Raw genomic sequence first — 24,182 nt, 5'->3', positions numbered from 1 at the left:
ACCCATGGGAACGTTCCGCGTGTCCACCCTCGTCGCAGCATCACCAGAGCGCGTCTTCGCGACCTGGACGGATCTGGACCGGTTTCACGAGTGGATCGGCGGAGTCACCCGTGTGACCGATCTCGAAGGTTCGTTGGACGCGCCCGGCAGTCGCTACACGGTGTGGTTTGGGCGCATGGCGAGCCCCACTGAGATCCTTGCGGTGGAGCGGCCCCGGCACCTCCGGACCCGTTTCGGCAACACAATCCTGAAGGGCGAATCGGACGTCACGTTCGTGCCGGAGGGCGAAGGTACGCGGATCAACCAGGAGTTTACGACCCGGGGGTTCATTGCGGGGATCTTTGGGCGGCTTTTCGCCATGGGGTCGTATCGGGGCAGCTTCAAAGGCGAGCTGGAGGCCTTTCGTCACCTCGTCGAGCGCGAGGCCCGGGACCACAGGTAAGGATTAGCCGGCAGGGCGGCCGTGGATCCTCACCGACAGCTCGTCCGCCGCTTTCTGGATACGGGAAGCGAGCACCGGCCACTGCTCGGCCGGCACTTTGTCCTCCAGGAACGTGACGGCCACTGCCGCCGTCGGCCATCCAACGTGGTCCGTCACAGCGGCCGCGATGGAGCCGAACCCGGGCGTGATCTCGCCGTTTTCCGTGGCGTAGCCACGCTGCCGCACCTGGTCCAGATGGGATGACAGCGCAGAGTACTTCATGATGGGGAACTCAACTTCGTGCCTCGAAGTAAAGGCAGCCGCGTTCGGGTAGAGGGCGCGGACCTGCGACTTTGGCAAGGCGGCAAGGATTGCGCGGCCCGAGGCGGTGAGGTGGCTGGGCAGCCGGACCCCGACGTCGGTCACCAGGCTCGGCCGGTTCTTGGCGCGTTCCTCCACGATGTACAGGACGTCGCGGCCATGGAGCACCGCGAGGTGTGCGCTCTCGCCGATCACATCAACCAGGGACGCGAGCATGGGCCGGCCAAGCCGGGACAATGGCTCCTGGCGCGAGTATGCCGAGCTGAGTTCGAAGGCGCTGATGCCCAGCCCGTAGCGCTGCTCTTCGTGGAGGTGCAGCACGAAACCGTTCGCTTCCATGACGCCCAGCAGGTGATAGACGCTTGAGCGGGGCAAACCCAGCGCTGTGGCAATGTTCGATGCCGCCATGGGTCCGCGCCGCGATGCCAGCAGTTTCAAGATCCGCAAGGTGTTCTCGGCGGCAGGGACTTTTGAGGTGGCCTTGCCGGGTGCCACTGGCGACGTTGTCATGGTTCCTCACTGCTCGTCTTAGCGGGAACCCCCGAACCAGACTGTCCGGTATCCCGTACTCAAGCGTGCACCCTGTGGGGCTGCGCAGCCAACCCGGAGGGCTTGCTCGGTGTCTGGAGTATCAGACAGTTCTGGGGCTGAGGCAGGCAGGACTTGAGCGGGGGCTACGGCTTGGGCTGTGGGGCAGCACCCGCGGCGCCAGGCTTACCGGAAGCCGGCGCCACACCCTTTCGGCGCAGCAGGAACGTGATGGCGCCGGCAGCGGCCAGAACCAGCGCCACGATCAAGCCAATGGTCCAACCTCCCAGCCCGGTGGAGGAAGCTGCCAACGGAGCGGCCGCTTCCGGCGACAAAGACTCCGTCGACGCCGATTCGCTGGGCCACGTGGCAGCCGTCGGAACGTCGACATCCGTGATGTCGGGACGTTCAGCGTCGACGGGCCCGCCGTCCGGCGCCTCGCCGGTTACGTCAAGCTCGACGGCGGAACCTGGGGCCTGCGGCCATGGCACCACGTTGGGGGCTGCTTCGAACAACCCGGAAGAGTCATCCCGCGGCACATTCAGGGGAAGTTTCCCCCGCGCCTGCTCTGTCTCTGCGGCGGCCTTCGCTGCTTCGGCAGCCCTCGCCGCCTCCGCCTGGCGCGCTGCTTCAGCGGCCTTGGCGGCGTCAGCCACCACACCGGCGTCGACCGCTGCCTTGTCAGCCAGCCCGGCGAGTTCGGCGATCATGGCGTCAATCGAGGCAACGTGGGCGGCGGTAGCTTCGTCGCGCTCGGCAGCGGCAAACTGCCCGGCGGTGGCAAATGCCCGAAGATCAGCCCGGCTGCCCTCCAGCGCTACGGTGGCGGCCGCCCGTCGTTCCGACCCCTTGTCAAGAGTGGCGTAGGCAAGGATGCGGTTGTCCAGGTCTTGCGCAGTAGCGAACCCATACTCAAGGAAAGAGCGGACATCTGCGTGGTTGGTGGAGCCCAGGGCAATATCCGCGGCTTTGTTGACGTGACTGCCGCCCTGGGCCAGTAGTTGATAGACCCGCTGACGGTCCGCGCCGAACGCGGACACACCGCTTGAGTCCCGTGCAATGGCTTCCGCGTGGCCCTTGGCCACGAAGTCCTTGATGGCCGAATCCCCACCCACCAGGGCAGTCGCGGCGGCCTTCTTCACTTCAGGCGTGCCGACCAGTGCGAGATCCAGGGCGACCTGCCGGGCTTCCTTGATCAGCGCGTCAAGATCGGCACCGGGAGCGGTGAGGGTCGACAGGAGTCCGGGCAATTCCTTGGCGGCTTTTGCGAAGGCTTCCTTGAACGGCTTCTCGGAAGCCACGCTTGCGCTGTCCAGGACATTTCGCGGAACGGCCCGGGCACTCAGGAGGTCGCGATCAGCAGTCAGACGTGTCGTGTCTGCTTTGCGGGCGGCCGCGGCGGTGTTTCGCGCTTGCTCCACGGCCGCTTTGGCCCGATCAGCAACTGCTGCGGTGCCGACAGCGTTGGCCTTAACGTCGTCTTTGACCTGCTGGAGCAGCGAAGTCACGGCGGTCGCCTCGGTGTGATGGTCTGCGGCGACGAACCGGCCGTAGCGGAGGAAGTCCGCGATTGCATCAGGGTTGTTGGTATCCAAGGCTGCCTGGGCTCCGAGCGTAACGGCAGCTACGGGGGAATCGGTCAGGTAGGTTACGGCCTCCCGGTCCTGCCCTTGAGCAATATTTCGCCAGCCTTCAAGAACGAACTTCTCCACTGCTTCGTCGCCGGACTCCAGGACCTTCGATGCAGCAGCCTTAATCCGGGGGTTCTCCACCTCAGTGAAGAACGTCGCCGCAGTGCGCAGATCGCCATTCCACGTCTGGGCCCATCCCACCGAGAGGAAGCCGGCGATGATTGCGGGATCATTCGCCGCCAGGACGTTCTTGGCCGACGAGCGAACATGCGCGCTCCCCCGCTCCGTCAGCTCGGTGACCACCTGCTTGCGGTCCGCTGTCAGCGGCACGTCCTGGCCGCCGTCGACGAATGCCTGGATCGCATCGCTGCCCCCAGCAAGGGCCGTCGCCGCAGCGGCGCGGGTCGCGGGTCCACCCGTCCTCCACAGCTCAAGGACGCCCGCCGCGTCCGACGCCCGCTCCACGTAGGGCAGCGGAGCCTGCGATGCGACCGGGACCTCAAAATCGGGAATGTCGTAGGCGTGCGCGGGGGCAGCAAAGAGCAGGGACGCCCCGGCCGCGAGGGCAACAACGGCAGCGGCCCAACGGCGTCGTGCGCCTCGAAGTACGGAAATCACAAGTCCCCCATCCGGATACGGTGGCAGCGCTGCATTCAAGGGGGGCGACGCTGAAAGCGAGGGATGCCTGACCGTTTGATGAGCTGTCCGCGGTCATCATATCCAACCAGAGGCTATGACTTTCGCCACTCATCACAACCACCCCGACCGGGCAAAACTGCGGTGTCTGCGATCAAAGACACCAAACCCCCGTGAGTCCGATCACAAGCGCCCCAAAAGTGATCTGCTGGATAGCGATCCCCTCCCAAAGACGAGAAGGTTTTACTATGCAACAAACCAAGCTGGCTGCGGAGAGCTCTGTCCTCCAAGCCGCGGGTACGGCGCTCAGCCGAGGCCTGAACGTCCGCCACATCCGCTTCATGGCACTCGGTTCCGCTATCGGCACCGGCCTCTTCTACGGCTCGGCCTCCGCCATCCAGAAAGCCGGCCCGGCCGTCCTGTTGGCCTACATCATCGGCGGCGCTGCCGTGTTCATGGTGATGCGCGCCCTCGGCGAAATGGCCGTCCGACACCCCGTGTCCGGCTCCTTCGGCCAATACGCGTCCAGGTATCTGGGACCGTTTGCGGGCTTTGTGACCGGGTGGACTTACGTGTTCGAGATGGCAATCGTGGCCATTGCCGACGTCACTGCCTTCAGTATTTACATGGGCTTCTGGTTTCCGCAGGTGGACAGATGGATCTGGGTGCTCGCAATCATCCTTTTCCTGGGCGCCATGAACCTGCTCAGCGTGAAGGTGTTCGGTGAGCTGGAGTTCTGGTTCTCGCTGATTAAGGTGGTGGCGATTATCGCCATGATCGTCGGTGGTGCGGCGATCGTTGTGTTCGGTTTCCAAACGGGCGACGGCGGTGGCGTGGCACCGGGATTGGGGAACCTCGTGAACCACGGCGGTTTGTTCCCGAATGGTTTCGAGGGGCTGCTGGCCGCGTTCGCCGTCGTGATGTTTGCCTTCGGCGGCATCGAAACGATCGGCATCACCGCGGGCGAAGCGGCCGACCCCAAGAAAGTCATTCCGCAGGCAGTCAACACTGTGCCGGTCCGCGTACTGCTCTTCTACGTACTGACCCTCGGCGTGCTGATGAGCATCTTCCCGTGGAACGAGATCGGCAGCAGCGGCAGCCCGTTCGTGCAGATCTTCGACGGCCTGGGTATCCCTGCTGCCCCGCACATACTCAACGCCGTGGTCATCACTGCCGCTCTTTCGGCCATCAACAGCGACATTTTCGGTGCCGGCCGCATCCTGTTCGGCCTCGCCCAGCAGGGCCACGCGCCCAAGAGTTTCGGCAAGATCTCCCGGCACGGTGTTCCGTGGATGACCGTGGTGATGATGGGCGGGATCCTGCTGGTGGGCGTCGTATTGAACGCCGTCATTCCGGAAGATGTCTTTGTGCTCATCGCCTCCATCGCGACGTTCGCCACGGTGTGGGTCTGGGTGATGATTCTTGCTTCGCACGTGGCGATGAAGCGGGAGATCAAACGCAAGGGCCTTCCGGCGTCGGAATTCGGTTCTCCGCTCTGGCCCGCTGCGTCCATCCTGACCATGGCGTTCATGGCGATGGTCATCGTGATCCTGGGTGTTTTCGAGGACACGCGGGTAGCCCTGTATGTGGGCGGAACCTGGCTGGTCCTCCTGTTCGTGGCCTACAAGCTGTGGGTCCGCGGTGGCGGCCTGCGGCGCGCAGAGCTGGTGGACGAAACCTCCTAGAAACCCCGCGCCGAAGTGACAGTTAATGCCAATGTTCACGCCGAACATTGGCATCAACTGTCATCTCGCGGAGCTGCTTAGACGGAAGCAGCGGCGGAACGCACGGCCTCGGACAACGGAGTCGACGGGCGGCCGATCAGCTTCTGGAGGTCTCCGCCGGTTACCAGGAGGTCGCCCCGGGCGATGCCCAGATCGGAGTCGGCCAAGATCTCGGCGAAGGCTTCCGGAACACCCACGCTGGTGAGCAGGCCGGCGTAGCCAGCCGCGGGGAGATCGTTGTACACCACTGTCTTACCGGTCGCTGCGCTGATTTCCGCGGCGAGCTCATCCATAGTGAAGGCCTCATCGCCGCCCAATTCGTACACTTTGCCCGCTTGGTCCCCGGCTACCAGGACCGCGGCCGCAGCATGTGCGTAGTCTGCCCGTGAGGCGCCGCTGACCTTGCCCTCACCGGCGCTGCCTGCCAGACTTCCCTGGGCCAGGGTCCCAGGCAGTTGCTCCGTGTAATTCTCCAAATACCAACCATTGCGCAGCAGGACGAACGGCACGCCGGACTCCTTGAGGATGTCTTCGGTGGCCTGGTGCTCGGCCGCCAACTTCATCCCCGTCGTTTCGGCATTGGCGATGCTGGTGTACGCAAGGAGCTCCACGCCTTCCGCTTTGGCTGCCTCGATCACGGTCCGGTGCTGGTCAACCCGCTGACCAACAGCGCTGCTGGAGATCAGCAGGACCTTGGTGGCTCCCTTGAGCGCGTCCGCAACGGAGGAGGGAACCTCGTAGTCCATCTCCTTGACCTGAACGCCACGCGCGGCGAAGTCAGCCAGCTTCCCTACGGAACGGCCCGTGGCCACGATGTCGTCCGCGGGCACCCCGCGTTCCAGGAGTGCTTCCACAACATGGCGACCCAACTGTCCGGTTGCTCCGGTGATAACGATGCTCATGGTTTTCCTCTCCAAGGTTTTTGCTCTGTCATGCTGGTCAACGAGCCACCATTTCAAAAACTTCCCAAAAGAGAGTACGCACTTTAAGGTAAGGTACTGACATGAAAGTAAGTGCTGCACCTGCTCCACTTCCGGCCAGCATCGCCGACGGCGTGTTTCCCGCCGGCTGCCCCAGCCGCACCGTCCTGGACCACATCACCAGCAAGTGGGGCGTGCTCATTCTGCTGTCGCTCTCAGAGGGCGAGCAGCGTTGGAGCGAACTTCGACGCCGGGCTGACGGGATCAGCGAGAAAATGCTGGCCCAGACCCTCAAGACACTTGAAAAGGACGGCCTCGTCCGCCGCGACGCCCAGCCTGTCATCCCACCCCGGGTGGATTACAGCCTGACCGACCGCGGCCGTGAACTCGCCGTCCTGCTCATCCCCCTGGTGACCTGGGCCTTCGACAACGCTGACGAGATCATCAACGGCCAGAATTAGCCCGGAACACCCCGCGGGGGGCGCGCTACCGGGCCGACCAGCCGCCGTCCATGGTGTAGCTCGCGCCGGTGACCATGCCGGCGTCGTCGGAGGCCATCCAGGCTGCCAACGACGCGACTTCTTCCACCTCCACCAGCCGTTTCACCGCTGACTCCGTCAGCATCACCTTGGCCAGGACCTCGGCCTCGGGGATGCCGTGGAGCCGGGCCTGGTCCGCGATCTGCTTCTCCACCAGCGGCGTCCGGACGTAGCCCGGGTTGATGCAGTTGGAGGTAACCCCTCGTTCGCCACCCTCCAAAGCGGTGACTTTGCTCAGCCCTTCCAGCCCGTGCTTGGCGGAGACGTAGGCACTTTTGTAGGCGGAGGCGCGGAGCCCGTGAACGGACGAGATGTTGATGATCCGGCCGAACCCGTTGGCGTACATGTGCGGGAGGGCGGCCCTGATGAGGAGGAACGGCGCCTCCAGCATCAGGGCCAGGATCCGCCGGAACTCCGCGGGTTCGAACTCCTCGATCGGCGCAACCTTCTGGATGCCGGCGTTGTTGACCAGAACGTCGCAGTCGAGGCTCAAAGCGGCCAGCGCGTCGACGTCCAACAGATCCACCGTCCAGGCTGTGCCGCCCAGCTCGTCGGCGAGCGCCGCAGCTCCGGAGGCATCGACGTCGGCCACTACTACTTTCGCCCCGCGGGCGGCGAGCGCCCGGGCGCAGGCTGCCCCGATTCCGCTCGCGCCTCCGGTCACCAGAGCTTTGCGTCCGTTCAAGGAGTTGTCCATCTCATCAGCCTTTCGAGGCGGTAGTGAGTCCGTGGCGGATGGCGTCGGCCTCGTCCACTTCCTGCAGAGCGATGCCCTTGGTCTCCTTCAAGGACACGACAGCGACGACGGTAATCGCACAGGCGACCACCAGGTAGATGGCCGTGGGAACCCAGGAGCCGGTGTCCTTGAGCCACTGGGTTGCCAGCAGCGGGGCGAGGGAGCCGGCGAAGATCGACGTGACCTGCGAGCCGAGCGAGACACCCGAGTAGCGCATGCGGGTGGGGAAAAGCTCGGACATGATGGCCGGCTGCCCGGCGTACATGAAGGCGTGCAGGCACAGGCCGATGGTCACGGCGAGGACAATGATCACGGCGTTCTTGGTGTCGAACATGGGGAAGGCGAAGAACGGCCAGGTGGCGCCGGTGATCGCTCCGACGAGGTACACGGGCTTGCGTCCCCACGAGTCCACCAAGCGTCCGATCTGCGGAATGATCAGGAAGTGGATGACGTGGGCGATCAGGAGGGCCAGCAGGAGCGAAGAGGTGTCGTACTTGTGGACGCTCTTGAGGTAGACGATCGCGAAGCTCACCACCAGGTAGTACATGATGTTCTCTGCGAAGCGGAGGCCCATGGCCTGGAGGATTCCCTTGGGGTACTTGCGGATGACCTCGCCCACGCCGTAGCTGATGGCCTTGGATTCCTCCACCTGCGCCTTGGCTTCGAGGAAGATCGGGGCTTCGGTGACGTGGGTGCGGATGTAGTAGCCGACGAACACGATCACTGCGGAGAGCCAGAATGCCACGCGCCAGCCCCAGCCGAGGAAGGCTTCACTGCTGAGCGTGGTGGACATGACGAACAGGACCAGCGTTGCCAGGAGGTTGCCCACCGGCACTGCCGCCTGGGGCCATGAGGACCAGAAGCCGCGCGACTTGTTGGGGCTGTGCTCGGCCACCAGGAGGACAGCGCCGCCCCATTCGCCGCCGAGCGCAAAGCCCTGGATGAAGCGGAGCGCCACCAGCATGGCCGGCGCCCAGTATCCGATGTCCATGAAGCCGGGGAGGCAGCCCATCAGGAACGTGGAGACACCGACGATCACGATCGTCAGCTGCAGTGTGGGCTTGCGGCCCAGTTTGTCGCCGATCTGGCCGAACACGATGCCGCCGAGTGGCCGGGCCACGAATCCGACGGCGTAGGTGATGAACGCCTGGATGATGCCGTCCAGTTCGTTGCCGGTGCTCGGGAAGAAGTACTTGCCGAAAACCAACGTGGCGGCCGTGGCGTACAGGAAGAACTCGTACCACTCCACCACGGTACCCACCATGGAAGCTGCGACGATCTTCTTCAGGCCGGAGCCTTTGCCGGCATCTTTCCCGGCTCTTGATGCGGAGCGCTGCTCTACGCTCATATCCATCTCCTCAGTGTCCTCTTTGACCCTTTTGATCGTGATGTGATCCACAACACGACATGCTCCACTGAGTATTGCCGCACATTTGCTGCGCCTCAATGACCAAAGAGGCACTATGTATGTGCAAAATTGCAGATATGAAACCGAACCCGGATGACCTCCTCATCTTCCTCGCCGTCTCGCGTTCAGGAAAATTCACGACGGCGGCCCAAGCCCTGGGACTGAACCACACCACCGTCTCGCGCAGGATAGCGGCGCTCGAGAAGGCGCTCGGCGGCAGGGTCCTCGCGCGTGCAGCCGGCGGCTGGGAAGTCACGGAGCTGGGGGCCGAAGCCGTGCTGGTCGCAGAGCGGATCGAAGCTGCGGTGGGCGTGCTGGGTCCCAGCGACCGCGCGCCCGACCCGATCACCGGCGTCGTACGCATGACGGCTACCGACGGATTCAGCGCCTATATCGCGGCACCGGCGGTGGCGCGGCTGCGGCGTGAACACCCCGGCCTCAGCGTGGAAATTGTCACGGTGACGCGGCGGGCATTGCAGCAGCGCTCCGGTTTGGACATCGAAGTGGTGGTGGGAACGCCGCAGGTGCACCGGGCCGAAGCGATCCGGCTGGGAGAGTACCGGCTGGGGATGTACGCCTCGCAGGCCTACCTTGCGGACAACGGAACACCGGCCAGCATCGAAGAGCTCACCCGGCACCAACTCGTGTACTTCGTGGATTCGATGCTCCAGGTGGACGACCTCGATGCACCCCGCAGGCTGGTCCCGACCATGCGCGATGGATTGAGCTCAACCAACGTGTTCGTCCATGTTGAAGCCACCCGGGCCGGGGCCGGAATTGGGTTCCTGCCGTGCTTCATGGCGGACCGGCACACGGACCTGGTGCGCCTGCTCCCCTCCGACTTCGCGGAACTGCTCCCCTACTGGATGGTCCTCCGCCCGGACTCCATGCGCCGCCCCGCGGTAGCCGCCGTCGTCCAGGCCCTGCGCGAGGAGACCGAAAGCAGGCGCGAGGAGTTGCTGGGGGTTGGGTGACTCGTACAGCGGGGTCAAGAGCCCAGCGGGATCACCAACGGTGTGTGGCTCACGGGGTCGTCGATGATGATGCAGGGCAGGCCGAACACGTGCTCCACCAACTCGGCGGTCACCACATCGGCTGGCCGGCCCTCTGCCACCACCGCACCATCTTTCATGGCGATCAGGTGTGTGGCATAGCGGCAGGCGTGGTTGAGGTCGTGCAGCACGGCCACCAGGGTGTTGCCTTCGTTGTTCAAACGCCGGAAGAGTTCCAGCAGTTCGATCTGGTGGGCGATGTCCAGGAACGTGGTGGGCTCGTCCAGCAGGAGCAATGGGGTTTGCTGGGCCAGCACCATGGCAACCCAGACCCGTTGCCGCTGACCGCCGGAGAGCTCGTCCACCAAACGGCCGGACAATCCATCAACGTTGGTAGCTTCCAACGCCTGAACTACCGCGGCCTCATCAGCTTCGGACCATTGGCGCAGCAGCTTCTGGTGCGGGTAGCGCCCACGGGCCACGAGGTCGGCCACGGTAATACCGTCAGGCGCTATGGAGGTCTGCGGCAGGAGGCCCAAACGGCGGGCTACTTCCTTGGCGCCATAGGACGAGATGCTCTTGCCGTCCAAAAGCACCGACCCCGAGGTAGGCTCCAGCAGCCGGGACAGCGCGCGCAACAGCGTCGACTTCCCGCACGCGTTCGGGCCCACAATGACGGTGAATCCGCCATCAGGGATGAGCACGTCCAGGGCCTCGGACACCGTGCGGCCCGCGTAACCGAGGCTCACACCCTCGGCGTGGAGCCGCGAACCAGGCAGAGAATCCCCCGTAGAAACAGAAACAGATACCGGCTCAACCACCACATCAGCCACAGCAAACTCCTTCACTTCTTCACTCATTGCCGTTTCACCTCGCGGGCGAGGAGCCATACGAGGTAGCAGCCGCCGATACTCACGGTCACCACTCCCACGGGCAGTTGGACCGGCGCAAAGAGGTTCTGCGCCACGATGTCGCTGGCCACCAGCAGGAACGCACCCATGGCCGCGGACGGAACCATGCCCACGGATGCGGATCTGGTGAGGCGCCGGGCCAACTGGGGCGCGGCCAGGGAAACAAACGCGATCGGTCCGACCGCAGCGGTGACCATCGCCGTCAGAGCCACGCCCACCACTGCCAGGACCAGGCGCGACCCTTCCAGCCGGACGCCCAAGGCCCTGGCGGCGTCGTCACCCATCTCCAGAAGTCCCAACCGCCGGCCATAAAAAGACAACACGGTCAGCAGCACCACGAAGACACCCACGACGGGCAGCACTTGGTCCCACGACACCTTGTTCAGGGAGCCGGCACCCCAGACCGCCGCGGACATCGCCTGTTCCAGCGAGGCCTTGAGGATCATCCAGGTGTTCACCGACGCCAACATGGCGCTCACAGCGATGCCGGCAATGATGAGCCGAAAACCCTGAATGCCTTTTTTGAAGGCGAACAGGTACACCAGGGCAGCAGTCACCAGCCCGCCCACCAACGCACCCGCGGACACCGCAAAGTAGCCTCCACCCATGAGCAGGATGACCACCAGCGCGCCGGTGTACGCGCCGGTGTTGAAGCCGATCACGTCCGGACTGCCCAGCGCATTGCGCGTCAGCGACTGGAAGATTGCCCCGCTGACACCCATGGCCGCCCCCAATAACAGGGCCAGGAGGACGCGGGGCAATCTCCACTCCACCACCACCATGTGCACGGCACCGCTGGAATGGCCCAGCAGGGCTGCCACGACGTCCGGCACCGCGACGCTGAACTCACCCAGGCCCAGGGCGACGACGGTGAGCATCAGGGCGGCGGCTGCCAGCACGGCGGTGACAATCACCGTGCGGACGTCGACACGCAGTGAGAGGCGCCCGCCGAAGCGGCGGACAGCAAGGGTACGCCGGCCGAAATCGATGGACGGCGCATGGTCAACGGAAGAGGTCCGGCCAAGCGACGACGTCCGGTCAAGCGAAATCACAGGGTGCTCACTTTCCGGCGTCGAATGAGCCATATCAGCACGGGTGCGCCGATGAAGGCGGTGATGATGCCCACCTGCATTTCGGCGGGACGGAGCACCAGCCTGCCCGCGATGTCCGAGACGAGAAGGAGCACGGGCGAGAGCACCAGGGTGTAGGCCAAAATCCAGCGCTGGTCCGGCCCGACGATCCACCGGGCAACGTGCGGGATCATGAGCCCCACGAAGCCGATGGGGCCCGCTGCAGCGGTCGCAGCGCCGCACAACAAGGTGACGGACACGATGGTCCAGACCCGCGTGCGCACGATGTTGGCGCCGAGGGACCTGGCGGTGTCGTCGCCCATGGCCACGGCGTTGAGGGGCCGGGCCAGGGCGAGGGCGATGAGCGTTCCAACAATAATGAAGGGCGCGACGGCAGTGAAGATCTCCCAGGTGCGGTTGCTCAACGTGCCGGCGCTCCAACTGCGCATGCTGTCGAATACGCCGGGCCGCAGCAGGGTAATCCCGGAGGAAATTCCGCCGAGGACTGCGCCCAGGGCAACTCCGGCCAGGGTAAGGCGGAGCGGTGTTGCCCCGCCCCTCCCCCGTGAGCCGATGAAGTACACCGCCACCGTGGCAACCACGGCCCCTGCAAAGGAGAACCAGATGTATTCATGGATGCTGGTGACGCCGAACAACGCAACACCCAGGACCACGAAGAAGCCCGCACCCGCGTTGACGCCCAGGATCCCGGGGTCCGCCAAGGGGTTGCGTGTCAGCGCCTGGATCAGCGCCCCGGACAGGCCCAGCGCCACTCCCACCACCATGCCGGTGACGGTGCGGGGCAAGCGGAGGTCGCCGATGATCACGTGTTCCGGCGAGCCGTCGTTTGCGGTGATCGCGGGCCAGAGTGCGGCCACATCGACGTCCTTGGAGCCTACTACCAGGCTCAACCACAGAACCAGGGCCAACGCAGCAATACCTGCCAGCAGGCCCAGCAACCGGTACCGGTTGACGGCCACCAGTCCCGCTGACAACGCCGGTGCCGGGGACGGCGGCGTCGCGCCCTGCACCTCAGCCACAGCCGAACGCGGAGCCATGGTTCCGGACGCCATTTAGAGGCCCAGCAATTCGAACTTGGCGTCCTGCAGGTCCACGATTTCCTCGCGATCCCGCTTGTCGCCGGACCAGAGGTCGTCGAACCAGCGGCGGGTTTCGGCGTCGAGGTTTTCCCAGCGCTCTTCCCAGGCTTCGCTCTTGTCGGTCCAGTAGCCGATCAGTTTGTAAGACTCCGGCGTGAGCTTCTTGTCGTGGCGGAGGTACTTGCGGATTCCGCGCAGCACCTTGGTTTCGCCGGCCACCCAGATATAGCCCACGCCGCCGGGCAGCTCCATGCTCTTGAGGGCCTCGTCCAGGCGGGACTGGCTGTGACCATTGCCGCCGTGGATCCAGGCCACTTCCGTTCCGGCGCCGAGGGCCAACTCCTGCTGATGCGAGGGTTCCTCAACTTCGATAAGGACCCGCGTCCGAACGCCCGGCGGCGTCTGCTCCACCAGCCGGGCCACGGCCGGGAGCCCGGTGGCATCGGCCAGCAGGATCTGCCATTGCAGGTCCGCCGGCGGTTCATACAGTCCGGTAGGCGAGTTGAGCCCGACGACGTCACCCACCTGGGCGCGCTGCGCCCAGGAAGCTGCCAGTCCGCCGTCGTGAACGACGAAGTCAATGTCCACCGTCCCCGCGGCGGCGTCCACTGCGCGGACTGTGTAGGTCCGCATAGCGGACGGCTCGACGCCCTCGGACCAGTCCCATGAGTCGCCGGTGGAGAGGGGCAGGCGGGCTTCATGAGTGCCCGGGTCAGGCAGGAACACCCGGAGGTATTCGTCCCCCACGCCGGTGCTTTCGAAGTCAGCCAGCCCTGGACCACCGAAGGTAATCCGGACCATTCCCGGGGTAAGAAGCCGCGTGGAAACGACCTCAGCACGGTAGATGCCCATCATGACAGGAGGGCCTTTTCGAACTTCTCCAGCAGGGCGTACTGGCCGCTCGGGGAGCCATAGATCATTTCGAGGTCGTACGTGTGGATCTGCTTGTTGGCCACGAACGGCAGCGAGGTCCACAGCTTGTTGTTGGCCAGCGGGGCAAAGGCGTCCGGGTTGGCGCCGTCCTTTTCGGGAACCTCGGTGGTGATGATCGCGTCGATTCCGTTGAGCTGTTCGAGTTGCTCGGCACTCAGCTTGACGCCTTCGCCATCGGCCAAGGGGGAAACCTTCAAGCCCAGGTCCTTGATCACCAAGCACGGTGTTCCGTAGCAGCTGACCGAAACCTGGTCCTCGTAGTAGTCCACGGGGCCAATCACCATGTCGCTCTTGCCGGCCTCGGCCAGACGCTTCTTCACGTCGTCCACCTTTGCCTGGTACTTGTCCATCCAGGCTTGGTAATGCTCCGTCTTGCCGAAGGCCTCAGCCACGGTCTTGAACTTGGTGCGCCAATCGCTGCCGTCGAATCCATTGAAGGTGTAGGTCGGGGCGATGTCGGAGAGCTTGCCGTCAAGGTCCTTCTTGTAGCCCAGTCCGTTAAGGATGACGTCCGGCTGGGCCTTGAGGATGGCCTCGAAGTTGAACTCCGGGTAGTTGGTGAAGGGCGTGATGCCCTTCAGTGCTTCCTGGTCAAAGAAGGAGGGGAAGCCCGAGTAGCCGCTGTCGCGGATCGGCTGCTGGCCTGCCAGCGGGATGCCGAGCGTGATCAGCATGTCCAGGTCCGTGGTGTACATGCCCAAGGCCTTCCTGGGCTCCGCTGGGATGCTGACTTCCTTCACCTCACTGGTGACGGTTCGGGTCTCCGATTTGGCGCTGGCGCTGGCGTCGGTAGTGGCGCATCCACTCAGGAGAAGGGCTGTGGAGGCCAGTGCCGCAACGGCGGCGGACATGGTTTTAGAGCGTGAAATCACTGTGGTCCTCTTGATTCTCAGGGGAGACGGGGAAGCTCCCATTGGCGGCCGCAACCCTTGGAGGGGTTCCCTGCATAGCCGTCGAAGTTAGGTATACCTACCCTAACAACGCAATCCCGTGGGAAACCGTTGGATTCTATTCGGAACCGGCCAAAGAGTGATGGTTTCCGGCCTTAAGGGAGGACGCGTACCACCCCGGAGTGTGCCCCATCACCTTTCGGAACACCTGCACGAAGGCGCTCGGGTTGTTGTAACCCACCCTCCTGCTGACCGATGAAACCGGGTAGCCCGCGGCCAGCAAGCCCAAGGCAACCCGCACGCGGGCGTGGATGCGCCACTGCGCGAATGTCATGCCGGTTTCCTTATGGAAAAGCCGGGACAGGTTGCGGACACTGATGGCGACCTCCACGCTCCACTCCTCCAGTGAACGGTCCAAGGCGGGATCATCCAGAAGGGCGCGGGCAATGAGTTCCAGCCGCGGATCGGTGGGCATCGGCAACAGCATTGGCCGGGCGTCCACGACATCCAGCAACCCCACCACCACCTGCTCCGACCGCCGGCGAATGGCGTCATCCATGTCGAAGGTACTCATATGGCGCAACAGTTCCTGCGCGGCCGTGGGTACGGTGACCGCCACCGTTCTTTCAGCCAAGTGCGGAGCCACCTTCGCATCAATGTGCGAGCAGTAGAACCCTGTTCCTTGCGTGGATTTCACGGCATGGACCACCCCTGCTGGAATCCACAACCCCAGCGTTGCCGGAACAGCGAAGAAGCCCCCATCGGCTTCCACGGTCAGCACCCCGCGGGCACCCCACAGCAACTCATGTGTTTCGTGGACGTGTTCGGTCCAGGTTGCAGGCGTCGCGCAGTCGAAATACCCCGTGTAGACGCCATAGACCTGCGACATCGCCTCGCCCTCGACAGGTGCGTCCTGCCGCAGTTCCGGCAGCACTTCCGCAACAGGTCCAGCCTGTCCGGATTGCGATACAGCTTGGCGGGTCATGTGGCCTTCTCGAAGTTAGGTGAGCCTTACTATGGTAAGCATGCCTTCCAGTACCGCTCTCCCTCCGTGCCCGCCCGGGCGTAACAAGCCACCCTTCTGGACGGTGTCCCGCCTGTTCCGTTTCGCCCTGTTGGCCAATGGCCGCTGGAAGCTGCTGCTGGTGGGCTGCGCCGGCTTCATCCTGCATCAGGTCAGCGAGGCTTTGGTTCCGGCCACCATCGGCGCGGCCGTTGACAAGGCGATTTCACCTCACGACGCCGGCGCCCTCCTGTGGTGGCTTGGCGCCCTGGCCATCGTTTTCGTCGTGCTGGCACTGTCCTGGCGCATTGGCACACTCGCCACAAACCGTTCCTTCCTCTACGGTTCGCATGACCTCCGGCAGTTGGCCGTGGAGCGGACCCTTCACCCGCGGGGCATGGCAACCCGGCGCGCACCGGGCGAGATCGTCGCGATCGCTTCCTCGGATGCCGACAGGGTTGCGGGCCTGTCCTGGCTCATCGGCGGCGGCCTCGCTGCCACGGCCGGGGTGGTGACGTCAGCCGTGACACTGCTGCTGGTCTCCGTCCCGCTGGGCATCGCGGTCCTGGTGGCCACTCCGGTCATGCTGATCGTGATGCACCGCCTCACCAAACCGCTGGAGGACCGCAGCGATGTGGAACAATCCTCAGCAGCCCGCGCCGGTGCACTGGCTACCGATTTCGTGACCGGATCACGCCCCCTGAAGGGTCTCGGCGCGGAAGAGGCAGCCGTCACCCGCTACACGGCGGCGAGCCGGACATCCCTGCTGGCAGGGCTGAGGGCCGTTCGCTCCAGGTCCGCCTACAACGGCGCCAGCACCGCACTTTCCGCGGCCTTCCTGGCGGGCATCGCCTTCTACGCCGCCTGGTTCGCCCTCCAAGGCAGCATCACCGTAGGGCAACTCGTGGCGGTTGTCGGCGTTGCCCAATTCGTTCAAGGACCTATGGCGGCACTGGGCTTCCTGAGCGTGGAACTCGCGCGCAAACGCGCCTCCGCGGCGCGCATCGCAGCACTGCTCGAGGAACCGGAGGCAGTACCCGCACCTTCAGAAGAGAGCACGACGGCGGCGTCCGGCCCAGCGTCGGACCCCGCGCCGCTGCCGGGCGGAGCCACTGCGTTCGGCCCTGCTCCGCTGCTCGAACTCCGGCGTTCTGAAGGAGCCGCGGCGTTCCCGCCTTTCACTGCCTCCGTCGGCGAAATTGTGGGCGTGGTGCTTCCGGATAGCTCGCAAGCGCGGCTGCTGGTAGACACCCTCGGGTTCCGCACGCCGGCTCCCCCCGGCCTGGTATCCATCCACGGCCGGGACGCCGCCGACCTGGACCCGGTCCACGTCCGTTCCACCATCTTCGCCGACAGCCACGACGGCGTCCTTTTCCGCGGCAGCGTCCGCGAAAACGTGGCAGCAGCCGACACCACACTGCAGGAGCGGGCCATGGCGGCTGCCGCCGTCGGGGACTTTGTTTCGCAACTGCCGGAAGGCACTGAAACTGTTCTGACCGGGCATGGCCAAAGCCTGTCCGGTGGCCAGCGGCAGCGGCTCGTTCTGGGCCGCTCACTGCACCAACAGCAACCTGTGCTGGTCCTGCACGACCCCACCACCGCCGTCGACACCGCTACGGAAGCTGTGATCGCCGACGGCCTCCGCAATTTCCCGGACAAGGCCCTGGTACTGGTGACCACAAGCCCCACGCTGCTGGCCGTTTGCCATCGGGTGGTGGTGGGCAGGGTCGGGGGCGCGTCCGAAACCGGGACACACCGGGACCTGCTCGCCAGCTCGGCGGGCTACCGCGAGGTGGTGGGCTCATGAGCGCGGATATTCTGCCCATCGCCACGCCCCGTGAGACCCGGCAGGCCATGTGGCGCCTCTTGGCACAGCGGCCGGGCCGGCTCGCCTTGACCATTGTCGTCCTGCTGGCCGCGGCGTGCTGCGGACTGGCAGCACCGGCGATCCTGGGCATCATGGTCAACGTCGCGGCCAGCGGCGGAGACGTCATGTCCCTGCTGTGGCTGGCCATCGGCTTACTGGTCGCCGGTGGACTCGGCGCCCTGCTGGGCATCCTTGGCCAGAACCTGTTGGCCAGAATTTGCGAGGAAGCCCTTGCCGGGCTCCGTGAGGAGGTCTTCGCGGCAGCTGTGCGGAAGCCCCTGGCCCAGCTGGAAAAAGCGGGTATCGGTGACGTCGTGGCGCGCGTATCCGGCGATGTCGAGGCCGTCAGCGAGGCCATTTCGGGTGTGCTGCCCGCCTTCACCAGCGCGGCTTTCACCATCGCCGTGACGCTGCTGGGCCTGGGCGTCATCGACTGGCGCTTCGCCGTGGCCGTGCTCATCGCCGCACCCCTGCAGGTATTCACGCTGCGGTGGTTCCTCCGGCGGACGGCTCCCATCTACCGGACCGTCCGGATCACCGAGGCGAACCGGACCGAGCAGATCATCGAGACCGTCCATGGGTCGCCCTCCGTCCTGGCACTGCGCCTCGGCCCGCGCCATGCCCAGCTGGTGGCGGCCGCCTCACGCGAGAACATCGGACATGCGCTCAAGGGCGTCGGGTACCTGACACGCTTCTACAACCGCCTCAACCTGGCCGAACTCATCGGCCTGTCAGCGGTGCTGGTGGTCGGTTTCCGGCTGCATGCCGAGGGCACCGTGACTATCGGTGCAGCCACCGCGGCCGCGCTGTACTTCTACCGGCTCTTCGATCCCATCGGCCTGGTCCTGGGACAGTTCGACGAACTCCAGAAGGCGGCGGCCGGCCTGGGCAGGATGTTTGGCCTGACGATGTCCGCGGCACCGGCCGCCTCGCCTGCCGCTTCCCCGCGCGACGACGCCGGCATCGTCCTGGAGGACGTCACCTTCGCCTACCCCGGACAACGGCCCGCGCTCCACGGCGTCTCGCTGACGGTGAACCCCGGAGAACGGGTGGCAATCGTTGGCACATCCGGTGCCGGCAAGACAACCCTGGCCAAAGTCATCATGGGCTTGGAACATCCCAGCAACGGGACCGCCCGGGTGGGCGGACTCGACTCATCCACCGCAGCACCCGGAGACCTGCACCAACGCATCGCCATGGTCAGCCAGGAGGTGCACGTCTTCTCCGGCACCCTCGCCGAGGACCTGCGGCTCGCCAACCCGGGGGCTTCGGACCAGGAACTGTCGCGCGTCCTCCAAGCCGTAGGGGCCAGCTGGGTGGACACCCTCGACGACGGTCTCGGGACGTCCGTAGGTGCCGGCGGCCACCAGCTCACTCCCGAGCAAGCCCAGCAGCTGGCCCTTGCCCGGCTCATGCTGAAGGATCCACCCATCGCCGTCCTCGACGAAGCAACGGCGGAGGCTGGAACGGGCTCCGCCACCATGCTGGACGAGGCTGCCGAAGCCGCGTTGGCAGGCCGGACGTCGGTGGTGATCGCCCACCGACTGTCCCAGGCAGCCTCCGCAGACACCGTGGTGGTGATGGAGCATGGACGGATTATCGAGGAGGGCCCGCATCGGGAACTGCTGGCAAACGGCGGCCCCTACGCCACGTTGTGGGAGGCATGGAACAGCTCACTTAGCCGGAACTAGCCCTCCGCGGGGTCGTGCCGGACGGGGGTTCCCGCTGCGAACGCCCGCACTTTGGCGTCGTCCCAGATGTGCGCCGGCACACCCCCGCCGAGCAGTCTGCGCGCCAGCTTGGGATCGTCGCCGAAAGGTGCGTGGCTGCCAGCCATGATCATGTTGCCGTAACGGCGGCCCTTGAGCATGGCAGGGTCCGCGATGATCATGGTGTGCTCAAAGGTATCCGCAATAGTCGCGGCATCGGCCTTGGCGTTCTTCAGGTCAGGGGCGTCCCCGGAGTTGACCACGTACAAGCCATCGGGTGCCAGCACCGCATCGGCGTGCGCCGTGAATTCGCGGGTGGTCAGGGCCCGGGGCGTGAAGGCCCCGGCAAAGACGTCGCGGATGATGAGGTCGCGCGTATCCGGAGTGAGGGATTCGGTGACCTGCCGGGCTTCGCCCACGCGGAGCCTCAACAGCGGCGCCTTGGGCAGGTCAAACCAACCCCGAACGTAGTCGGCGAGCTTGCCGTCGAGTTCCACCACTACCTGCCGGGCTTCCGGATAGGCCGCGTGGAAGTAGCGCGCCATGGAGCAGGCTCCCCCGCCAAGGTGCAGGGCACGCAATTTCGGTTTCTGCTCCGGCGCCCAGCGCGATTCCACCAAGGCAGCAATCCAACGCATGTACTCGAAATCAAGGAACAACGGATCTGCCAGATCGATGTGCGAGCTCATGACGCCGTTGATCTTGAGCAGCCAACCGTTGGAATTGTCCTGGTCCGGGATCAACTCGCAGTCGCCGGTATCGATGTAGTAGACGCCCGCAACCGGCCCGTCAGGGCGGCTGCCGTCAGGCACGTCGACGACTCCCGCCGTCGACCTTTTACCGCGTTTCGCCACTATTTCCGCCCTGTTCCAGTCATGGCTCAAGCCTAATGGAGCATGCCAGACACCCTTGGTAGTAAGGATACTTACAGTTTGGCCGGATCGGCCATAAGATCGATTCATGGAGCTTGGTGAATTGGTGTGGGCGGAGGTGTTGACCGTCGTGGTCGCATGGCTGACTGTCGTGTGCCTGCTGGTGACCCGCGTGCCCAAACCGCCCGGCCTGCTCGATTCGCCCCTCGACATGGACCAGCCTGAAGAGTCAGAATCCCGCTAAGGCCGGTATCCCATGCCTGCGGTCCACACGCGTCAGGTGATTCGGATGGACGTTGGTTCGTAGACTACGGCCGAACCTGCTGCCGGGGCCCGGCACGTCAGCTGACGCGGCGGCTCGCGACGGGCGCGCAATTCCACCTCGATTTGCGCCGGGTGGGGCGGGCGGCCGGTGATGTGGATACGCCAATGATCGCCCTCGCGCAGGGTCTCCATGACCAGATAGTCATTCCGGCCGGCAGGGCCGAAACGTCCGAGCACGGCCGCGACGGCCGCTTGCTGTGGTGAGGAGAGATCCGTATATCCGCGCAGATACTGCGCATGAATGCGCCCCGCGAGGTGATCCTCAATCGTGGCGACTGAGGATGCGGCATCCAGCCCACCGTAATACACGCCGTCGGGGACCAGCACGGCGCTGGCCGCGAACCTGTCCCCACCCACGTGGGAGCACTCCCACACCAGCTCTGGCCAACGCTCACTCAGTGCACGTCCCACGGGCCGTCCCCGCACTGCGCAACAGGGGTCATGCTGCCCATGGGCGCAGATCAGGATGACAGGAGGCAAGCCGGGCTGTCCGGGAGATACCAGGGCTGGAACAATTGCGGCGAGGTCCGTATCCCGGTCCCACGTTCCCCATTGCTGGTGATCAGCGCCGGAGCCATGATGGCGCACAACCGCCCACCTGCCCGGACCCTGGCGCCGACGGGGGCCGGGCCGACGCACCAAGAGAAGCCGTGCACGCGCCATCCGCACCGCGGAAGACACGAGGGCTTTGATCCCGGCGTCCAGATCAAGGCCGTCGAAGCCGTCGGGCGGCCATCCTCCCCGGTACTCTATGAGGACCCACACCACGCCGGGTGACGCCGTGCCTGCCATCGAGTCGCCCCGCATCCGGGCGGATTCCGCGCAGAAGAATCGCTCCTCCGCGGCCGCCGGGGTCGTCACCGTTCACCGTCGCTGTTCAAAGTCACTGTCACTGTTCATTGTCCCTGTCCCTGTCACTATTCAACGGGGACGAGGACTCCTGCGCGTAACAGCCTTTCGACGAGGTCAATGCCAAGATCGGCCGCGGGATGAGCCCCGCCGTCCAGCAGGCGCCTGACAGAGGGCAGGTTCGCCTCGGCGAAGTCGAGCCAACCAACGCGGGTAGTCAAACGCAAGCCCTCAAGCCGCGCTTCCAGTGCATCCCTCAGCCGCACCAACGTCGCGGGGCCGAGACCTTCGACGGCCGCGAGCTGGGCTACCGGACCAAGCGGGGCCGGGCGTCCTTGCCCCCTCCGGGTGCGGTGGAAAAGCGATGTGGTCTCGGCCTTCAGGACAGCGGCGGCGAGACGTTCACGGACGGCGGCGATGTCCCCCTCGGGCCCGTCTACCCCCAAGGGCAAGGAGCGGCGCATCTCGGGGTCGTCGTTGAGTGCTGCCAGCGCAGCCTGGGCGAGGTGTTCAGCCAACCCGTAACGGGTCCAGTTGTGGATTCCCAGCGTGAGATGGATCGAGACCTTGCCCTGGGCCTCGGCGGCATGCAGCCAACCCCGGGGCAGGTAGAGGACATCGCCGGGTTCCAGGACCGTATCGATGTAGGCCTTGCCTTGAGCGGCTTCGGCGACGGCGGACCGGCGGTCGGTCCACGGCTGGCTGCGCAGCGGGTCCACGTGGACCGGTTCATGGATGATCCAGCGCTTGGTGCCCTCGATTTGCAGAACGAAGACGTCATGGACGTCGTAGTGATCGTCGAATCCCCGGTTCTGGGGCGGAGTGACGTAAGCATTGGCCTGCACTGGATGTCCGAGCTCGGTGCTCAGCTGCGTGCTGAAGTTGGACACCGGCTCCCACGTGCGATGCAGCGCCTGCAGGACGAGCGTGGCTCCGTCGGCGAATTTGCGCCACAGCTCGGTGTCATCGAGCTGGTCGGAGATGGTGGCGCCGACGCCCGCCGGAGAGGTAAACGAAGACTCGGGAAGTGTCGAGCCGCCCTTGGCGACGCGCAGGAAAGGTGTCCGCAGTCCGCGGCGCGAAACCAGTTCATCGACGGCGTTGGCCGAGAAGAGATCGGAGAAGTCACTGACACCACGCGTGAGCAGCGCGGCGCGCCCCCAGACGTCACTGGCGAACTTTTCATAGCTGATGTCAATCAGGCGTGTTTCCAGGACCCCGCCGCCCTTCACGGCGCCGGGGTCCTGGAAATCAGTGCTGGTAGAGCTCAAACCTAGCCGCCTGGTCGTTCAGCGGCGCCACCATCTGCGCCGCCATCGGCACCACCGTCAGCGCCGCCGTCGTGCGTGCCAGGGACGCCATCCGCGCCACCATCTGCCGGGCCTTCGGCACCACCATCTGCGCCGCCATCGGCACCACCGTCAGCACCGCCGTCGTGCGTGCCAGGGACGCCGGCTGCGCCGCCGTCTGCCGGGCCTTCCTGCTCGCTTGGATCCTGCTCTGGATTGGACATGTTTCCTCCCGGGAATCGAACCGGGCGATCCCCATCGACACCGCCCGTGATCACCATATCGATATGAGTCAGCCGTGGGAACAGCCTCAGCGCATCGGGGGACGCACCATCCGATGTTCCGGCAGTGAATACCACGACGGGTCACACAACTGCCGCTTGCCGTCCGGGGCAAAGCCATTGCGTCGGTAAAAAGCCTGGGCGCGGGGATTGTCGTCCAAGACCCACAAATACGCAGGGCCGTCCCCGATCAGGGCATCCACCAGCGCCTGGCCGACTCCCCTGCCATGGATGCGCTCCAAGGTGTACAGCATGAAGAGCTCCACATCGCAGGGGCTGTCCTCGTCCCTCCCCGGACCGGCTGCGCCCAACCCAACCAGGAGGCCGTCGGGATCGTGCGCCAACATCCGGGAGTGGCCGGCGGCGATGTACGCCCGGTACCTTTCGATGCGGTCAGGCAAAGCCGCTTCCTGCTGTGCGAAGAACCCGGGAGGCAGCAGATGTCCGTAGCTTTCGCGCCAGGATTGAACGTGCATGATGGCCATGGCTTCGGCGTCATCCACCGTCGCCGGGCGAAGCGTGAAGTCCATCCGCTACCTCACCCGCGCTATCGCGAAACCGTCCCACCCTTTGCTGCCCACCGTTTGAATGGCAGTGGCGTCCAGGCGCGGATCCTGGCCCATCATTTCCAGCACCTTCACGATGCCCGGCGCATTGACCTCGTCCCGTTCGGGCTCCAGGATGGCACCGTCCCAGATGACGTTGTCCACCACGATCACGGTGCCGGGGTGACCGAGGCGGATGGCCCAGTCCAGGTAGTTTGAGTTGTTCTCCTTATCGGCATCGATAAACACGAAGTCGAACGATTCCTGGCCTGCGAGCGTCGGAAGGCTATCCAGCGCAGCACCCACGCGGATGTCCACCTTGTGGCCCACACCCGCCGCATCCACATTGGCACGCGCGACGTCCGCATGCTTTTGGAGGAATTCGCACGTGACGATCCGACCGTCGTCGGGCAGTCCCTGCGCCATCCAGATGCTGCTGAACCCGGCCAGGGTCCCGATCTCCAGGACCCGCCGGGCTCCTGACATCTGCACCAGCATCCGGAGCAGCTTGCCCGCGTTGGGCGCCACTTCAATGGCGGGCATGCCCGCTTCGACGGCGGAGGTCAGGGCGCGCCGATGCGCAGGATCAGGACGCACGACGACGTCAGTCAGGTAATGCTCGACGTCAACCCAACCGGGCTCGGTCACGTGTTCAATCATGGCCCTTAGTCTGGCACTGCCGG

At 65.1% G+C, this 24,182-nt stretch carries 24 protein-coding genes; 7 read left to right on the top strand and 17 right to left on the bottom strand.

Features of this window, described 5'->3' with window-relative positions; all coding sequences use genetic code 11:
• Positions 1–4: 4 nt before the first annotated feature.
• Positions 5–442, top strand: coding sequence for an SRPBCC family protein (locus tag QF015_RS15225; RefSeq protein WP_310203332.1), 438 nt, complete (start codon positions 5–7; stop codon positions 440–442).
• Between the two features lie 3 nt (positions 443–445).
• Here QF015_RS15225 and QF015_RS15220 read toward each other — a convergent pair whose 3' ends face one another.
• Positions 446–1,252, bottom strand: coding sequence for an IclR family transcriptional regulator (locus tag QF015_RS15220; RefSeq protein WP_310203333.1), 807 nt, complete (start codon positions 1,250–1,252; stop codon positions 446–448).
• A 164-nt stretch (positions 1,253–1,416) separates the two neighbouring features.
• A complete protein-coding gene (locus QF015_RS15215) occupies positions 1,417–3,519 on the bottom strand; it encodes an ALF repeat-containing protein (RefSeq protein ID WP_429390016.1) in 2,103 nt (700 codons plus the stop codon).
• A 266-nt stretch (positions 3,520–3,785) separates the two neighbouring features.
• Between QF015_RS15215 and QF015_RS15210 the strand changes: the two genes are divergently transcribed.
• Entirely contained in the window at positions 3,786–5,222 is a 1,437-nt protein-coding gene (locus QF015_RS15210) for an amino acid permease (protein ID WP_310203337.1), read from the top strand.
• Between the two features lie 77 nt (positions 5,223–5,299).
• Here QF015_RS15210 and QF015_RS15205 read toward each other — a convergent pair whose 3' ends face one another.
• A complete protein-coding gene (locus QF015_RS15205) occupies positions 5,300–6,163 on the bottom strand; it encodes an SDR family oxidoreductase (protein ID WP_310203339.1) in 864 nt (287 codons plus the stop codon).
• A 101-nt stretch (positions 6,164–6,264) separates the two neighbouring features.
• Between QF015_RS15205 and QF015_RS15200 the strand changes: the two genes are divergently transcribed.
• A complete protein-coding gene (locus QF015_RS15200; protein WP_310203341.1) occupies positions 6,265–6,642 on the top strand; it encodes a winged helix-turn-helix transcriptional regulator in 378 nt (125 codons plus the stop codon).
• A gap of 25 nt (positions 6,643–6,667) precedes the next feature.
• On the opposite strand, the gene QF015_RS15195 is transcribed toward QF015_RS15200, so the two are convergent.
• Positions 6,668–7,417, bottom strand: a complete 750-nt coding sequence (locus QF015_RS15195; RefSeq protein ID WP_310203343.1) for a 3-hydroxybutyrate dehydrogenase — start codon at positions 7,415–7,417, stop codon at positions 6,668–6,670.
• Positions 7,418–7,421: 4 nt separating this feature from the next.
• Complete coding sequence (locus tag QF015_RS15190) at positions 7,422–8,804, bottom strand: MFS transporter (protein ID WP_310203345.1); 1,383 nt, start codon at positions 8,802–8,804, stop codon at positions 7,422–7,424.
• A gap of 137 nt (positions 8,805–8,941) precedes the next feature.
• Here QF015_RS15190 and QF015_RS15185 point away from each other — a divergent pair, with 137 nt between their 5' ends.
• On the top strand, positions 8,942–9,838 hold the full coding sequence (locus QF015_RS15185; RefSeq protein WP_429390012.1) for a LysR family transcriptional regulator: 897 nt from the start codon (positions 8,942–8,944) through the stop codon (positions 9,836–9,838).
• A gap of 14 nt (positions 9,839–9,852) precedes the next feature.
• On the opposite strand, the gene QF015_RS15180 is transcribed toward QF015_RS15185, so the two are convergent.
• The 6 genes from QF015_RS15180 to QF015_RS15155 all read right to left on the bottom strand — a co-directional run bounded on the left by QF015_RS15180 (position 9,853) and on the right by QF015_RS15155 (position 15,745).
• Positions 9,853–10,716: an ABC transporter ATP-binding protein gene (locus QF015_RS15180; RefSeq protein WP_429390011.1), complete on the bottom strand. Its 864-nt coding sequence runs from the start codon at positions 10,714–10,716 to the stop codon at positions 9,853–9,855.
• Positions 10,713–11,816, bottom strand: coding sequence for a FecCD family ABC transporter permease (locus QF015_RS15175; protein ID WP_429390150.1), 1,104 nt, complete (start codon positions 11,814–11,816; stop codon positions 10,713–10,715). Before QF015_RS15175 ends, QF015_RS15180 begins: the two co-directional genes overlap by 4 nt.
• On the bottom strand, positions 11,816–12,910 hold the full coding sequence (locus tag QF015_RS15170; protein ID WP_429390009.1) for a Fe(3+)-siderophore ABC transporter permease: 1,095 nt from the start codon (positions 12,908–12,910) through the stop codon (positions 11,816–11,818). The genes QF015_RS15175 and QF015_RS15170 overlap by 1 nt, the downstream gene beginning before the upstream one ends.
• Positions 12,911–13,792 carry a siderophore-interacting protein gene (locus QF015_RS15165; protein WP_429390008.1) on the bottom strand — a complete coding sequence of 294 codons (882 nt, stop codon included), beginning with the start codon at positions 13,790–13,792 and terminating at the stop codon, positions 12,911–12,913.
• Positions 13,789–14,742 carry an ABC transporter substrate-binding protein gene (locus QF015_RS15160; protein ID WP_429390006.1) on the bottom strand — a complete coding sequence of 318 codons (954 nt, stop codon included), beginning with the start codon at positions 14,740–14,742 and terminating at the stop codon, positions 13,789–13,791. The genes QF015_RS15165 and QF015_RS15160 overlap by 4 nt, the downstream gene beginning before the upstream one ends.
• Before the next feature lie 136 nt (positions 14,743–14,878).
• Complete coding sequence (locus QF015_RS15155) at positions 14,879–15,745, bottom strand: helix-turn-helix domain-containing protein (protein ID WP_429390004.1); 867 nt, start codon at positions 15,743–15,745, stop codon at positions 14,879–14,881.
• 40 nt (positions 15,746–15,785) lie between these two features.
• Here QF015_RS15155 and QF015_RS15150 point away from each other — a divergent pair, with 40 nt between their 5' ends.
• Together QF015_RS15150 and QF015_RS15145 are read left to right on the top strand one after the other, a co-directional pair.
• On the top strand, positions 15,786–17,570 hold the full coding sequence (locus QF015_RS15150) for an ABC transporter ATP-binding protein (RefSeq protein ID WP_429390001.1): 1,785 nt from the start codon (positions 15,786–15,788) through the stop codon (positions 17,568–17,570).
• Positions 17,567–19,321, top strand: a complete 1,755-nt coding sequence (locus QF015_RS15145) for an ABC transporter ATP-binding protein (RefSeq protein WP_429389999.1) — start codon at positions 17,567–17,569, stop codon at positions 19,319–19,321. The genes QF015_RS15150 and QF015_RS15145 overlap by 4 nt, the downstream gene beginning before the upstream one ends.
• On the opposite strand, the gene QF015_RS15140 is transcribed toward QF015_RS15145, so the two are convergent.
• Positions 19,318–20,193, bottom strand: a complete 876-nt coding sequence (locus tag QF015_RS15140; protein ID WP_310203363.1) for a spermidine synthase — start codon at positions 20,191–20,193, stop codon at positions 19,318–19,320. The genes QF015_RS15145 and QF015_RS15140 overlap by 4 nt on opposite strands.
• Before the next feature lie 106 nt (positions 20,194–20,299).
• Here QF015_RS15140 and QF015_RS15135 point away from each other — a divergent pair, with 106 nt between their 5' ends.
• Positions 20,300–20,455 (top strand): hypothetical protein, encoded by a 156-nt coding sequence (locus QF015_RS15135; RefSeq protein ID WP_310203365.1) that lies wholly within the window; start codon positions 20,300–20,302, stop codon positions 20,453–20,455.
• 32 nt (positions 20,456–20,487) lie between these two features.
• On the opposite strand, the gene QF015_RS15130 is transcribed toward QF015_RS15135, so the two are convergent.
• The 5 genes from QF015_RS15130 to QF015_RS15110 form a co-directional block, all read right to left on the bottom strand.
• A complete protein-coding gene (locus tag QF015_RS15130; protein WP_310204061.1) occupies positions 20,488–21,327 on the bottom strand; it encodes a sucrase ferredoxin in 840 nt (279 codons plus the stop codon).
• Between the two features lie 125 nt (positions 21,328–21,452).
• Positions 21,453–22,655: a cupin domain-containing protein gene (locus QF015_RS15125; protein WP_310203367.1), complete on the bottom strand. Its 1,203-nt coding sequence runs from the start codon at positions 22,653–22,655 to the stop codon at positions 21,453–21,455.
• Positions 22,656–22,657: 2 nt separating this feature from the next.
• Positions 22,658–22,897, bottom strand: coding sequence for a hypothetical protein (locus QF015_RS15120; protein ID WP_310203368.1), 240 nt, complete (start codon positions 22,895–22,897; stop codon positions 22,658–22,660).
• A gap of 86 nt (positions 22,898–22,983) precedes the next feature.
• The gene (locus tag QF015_RS15115; RefSeq protein ID WP_429389996.1) at positions 22,984–23,484 is read right to left on the bottom strand and encodes an N-acetyltransferase family protein; all 501 of its coding nucleotides are present in this window, start codon (positions 23,482–23,484) and stop codon (positions 22,984–22,986) included.
• A gap of 3 nt (positions 23,485–23,487) precedes the next feature.
• The gene (locus QF015_RS15110; protein ID WP_429389994.1) at positions 23,488–24,159 is read right to left on the bottom strand and encodes an O-methyltransferase; all 672 of its coding nucleotides are present in this window, start codon (positions 24,157–24,159) and stop codon (positions 23,488–23,490) included.
• Positions 24,160–24,182: the final 23 nt, after the last annotated feature.

This window comes from Paenarthrobacter sp. TE4293, from assembly GCF_050435325.1.
Classification (GTDB): domain Bacteria; phylum Actinomycetota; class Actinomycetes; order Actinomycetales; family Micrococcaceae; genus Arthrobacter; species Arthrobacter nitroguajacolicus_C.
This window is presented reverse-complemented; position numbering and strand designations above follow the sequence as displayed.

Coding starts and splice junctions, on each gene's coding strand:
- QF015_RS15225 (WP_310203332.1), top strand. CDS start 5: ATGGGAACGTTCCGCGTGTCCACCCTCGTCGCAGCATCACCAGAGCGC.
- QF015_RS15220 (WP_310203333.1), bottom strand. CDS start 1,252: ATGACAACGTCGCCAGTGGCACCCGGCAAGGCCACCTCAAAAGTCCCT.
- QF015_RS15210 (WP_310203337.1), top strand. CDS start 3,786: ATGCAACAAACCAAGCTGGCTGCGGAGAGCTCTGTCCTCCAAGCCGCG.
- QF015_RS15205 (WP_310203339.1), bottom strand. CDS start 6,163: ATGAGCATCGTTATCACCGGAGCAACCGGACAGTTGGGTCGCCATGTT.
- QF015_RS15200 (WP_310203341.1), top strand. CDS start 6,265: ATGAAAGTAAGTGCTGCACCTGCTCCACTTCCGGCCAGCATCGCCGAC.
- QF015_RS15195 (WP_310203343.1), bottom strand. CDS start 7,417: ATGGACAACTCCTTGAACGGACGCAAAGCTCTGGTGACCGGAGGCGCG.
- QF015_RS15190 (WP_310203345.1), bottom strand. CDS start 8,804: ATGAGCGTAGAGCAGCGCTCCGCATCAAGAGCCGGGAAAGATGCCGGC.
- QF015_RS15185 (WP_429390012.1), top strand. CDS start 8,942: ATGAAACCGAACCCGGATGACCTCCTCATCTTCCTCGCCGTCTCGCGT.
- QF015_RS15180 (WP_429390011.1), bottom strand. CDS start 10,716: ATGAGTGAAGAAGTGAAGGAGTTTGCTGTGGCTGATGTGGTGGTTGAG.
- QF015_RS15170 (WP_429390009.1), bottom strand. CDS start 12,910: ATGGCGTCCGGAACCATGGCTCCGCGTTCGGCTGTGGCTGAGGTGCAG.
- QF015_RS15165 (WP_429390008.1), bottom strand. CDS start 13,792: ATGATGGGCATCTACCGTGCTGAGGTCGTTTCCACGCGGCTTCTTACC.
- QF015_RS15155 (WP_429390004.1), bottom strand. CDS start 15,745: ATGACCCGCCAAGCTGTATCGCAATCCGGACAGGCTGGACCTGTTGCG.
- QF015_RS15150 (WP_429390001.1), top strand. CDS start 15,786: ATGCCTTCCAGTACCGCTCTCCCTCCGTGCCCGCCCGGGCGTAACAAG.
- QF015_RS15145 (WP_429389999.1), top strand. CDS start 17,567: ATGAGCGCGGATATTCTGCCCATCGCCACGCCCCGTGAGACCCGGCAG.
- QF015_RS15135 (WP_310203365.1), top strand. CDS start 20,300: ATGGAGCTTGGTGAATTGGTGTGGGCGGAGGTGTTGACCGTCGTGGTC.
- QF015_RS15130 (WP_310204061.1), bottom strand. CDS start 21,327: ATGGCAGGCACGGCGTCACCCGGCGTGGTGTGGGTCCTCATAGAGTAC.
- QF015_RS15120 (WP_310203368.1), bottom strand. CDS start 22,897: ATGTCCAATCCAGAGCAGGATCCAAGCGAGCAGGAAGGCCCGGCAGAC.
- QF015_RS15115 (WP_429389996.1), bottom strand. CDS start 23,484: ATGGACTTCACGCTTCGCCCGGCGACGGTGGATGACGCCGAAGCCATG.
- QF015_RS15110 (WP_429389994.1), bottom strand. CDS start 24,159: ATGATTGAACACGTGACCGAGCCCGGTTGGGTTGACGTCGAGCATTAC.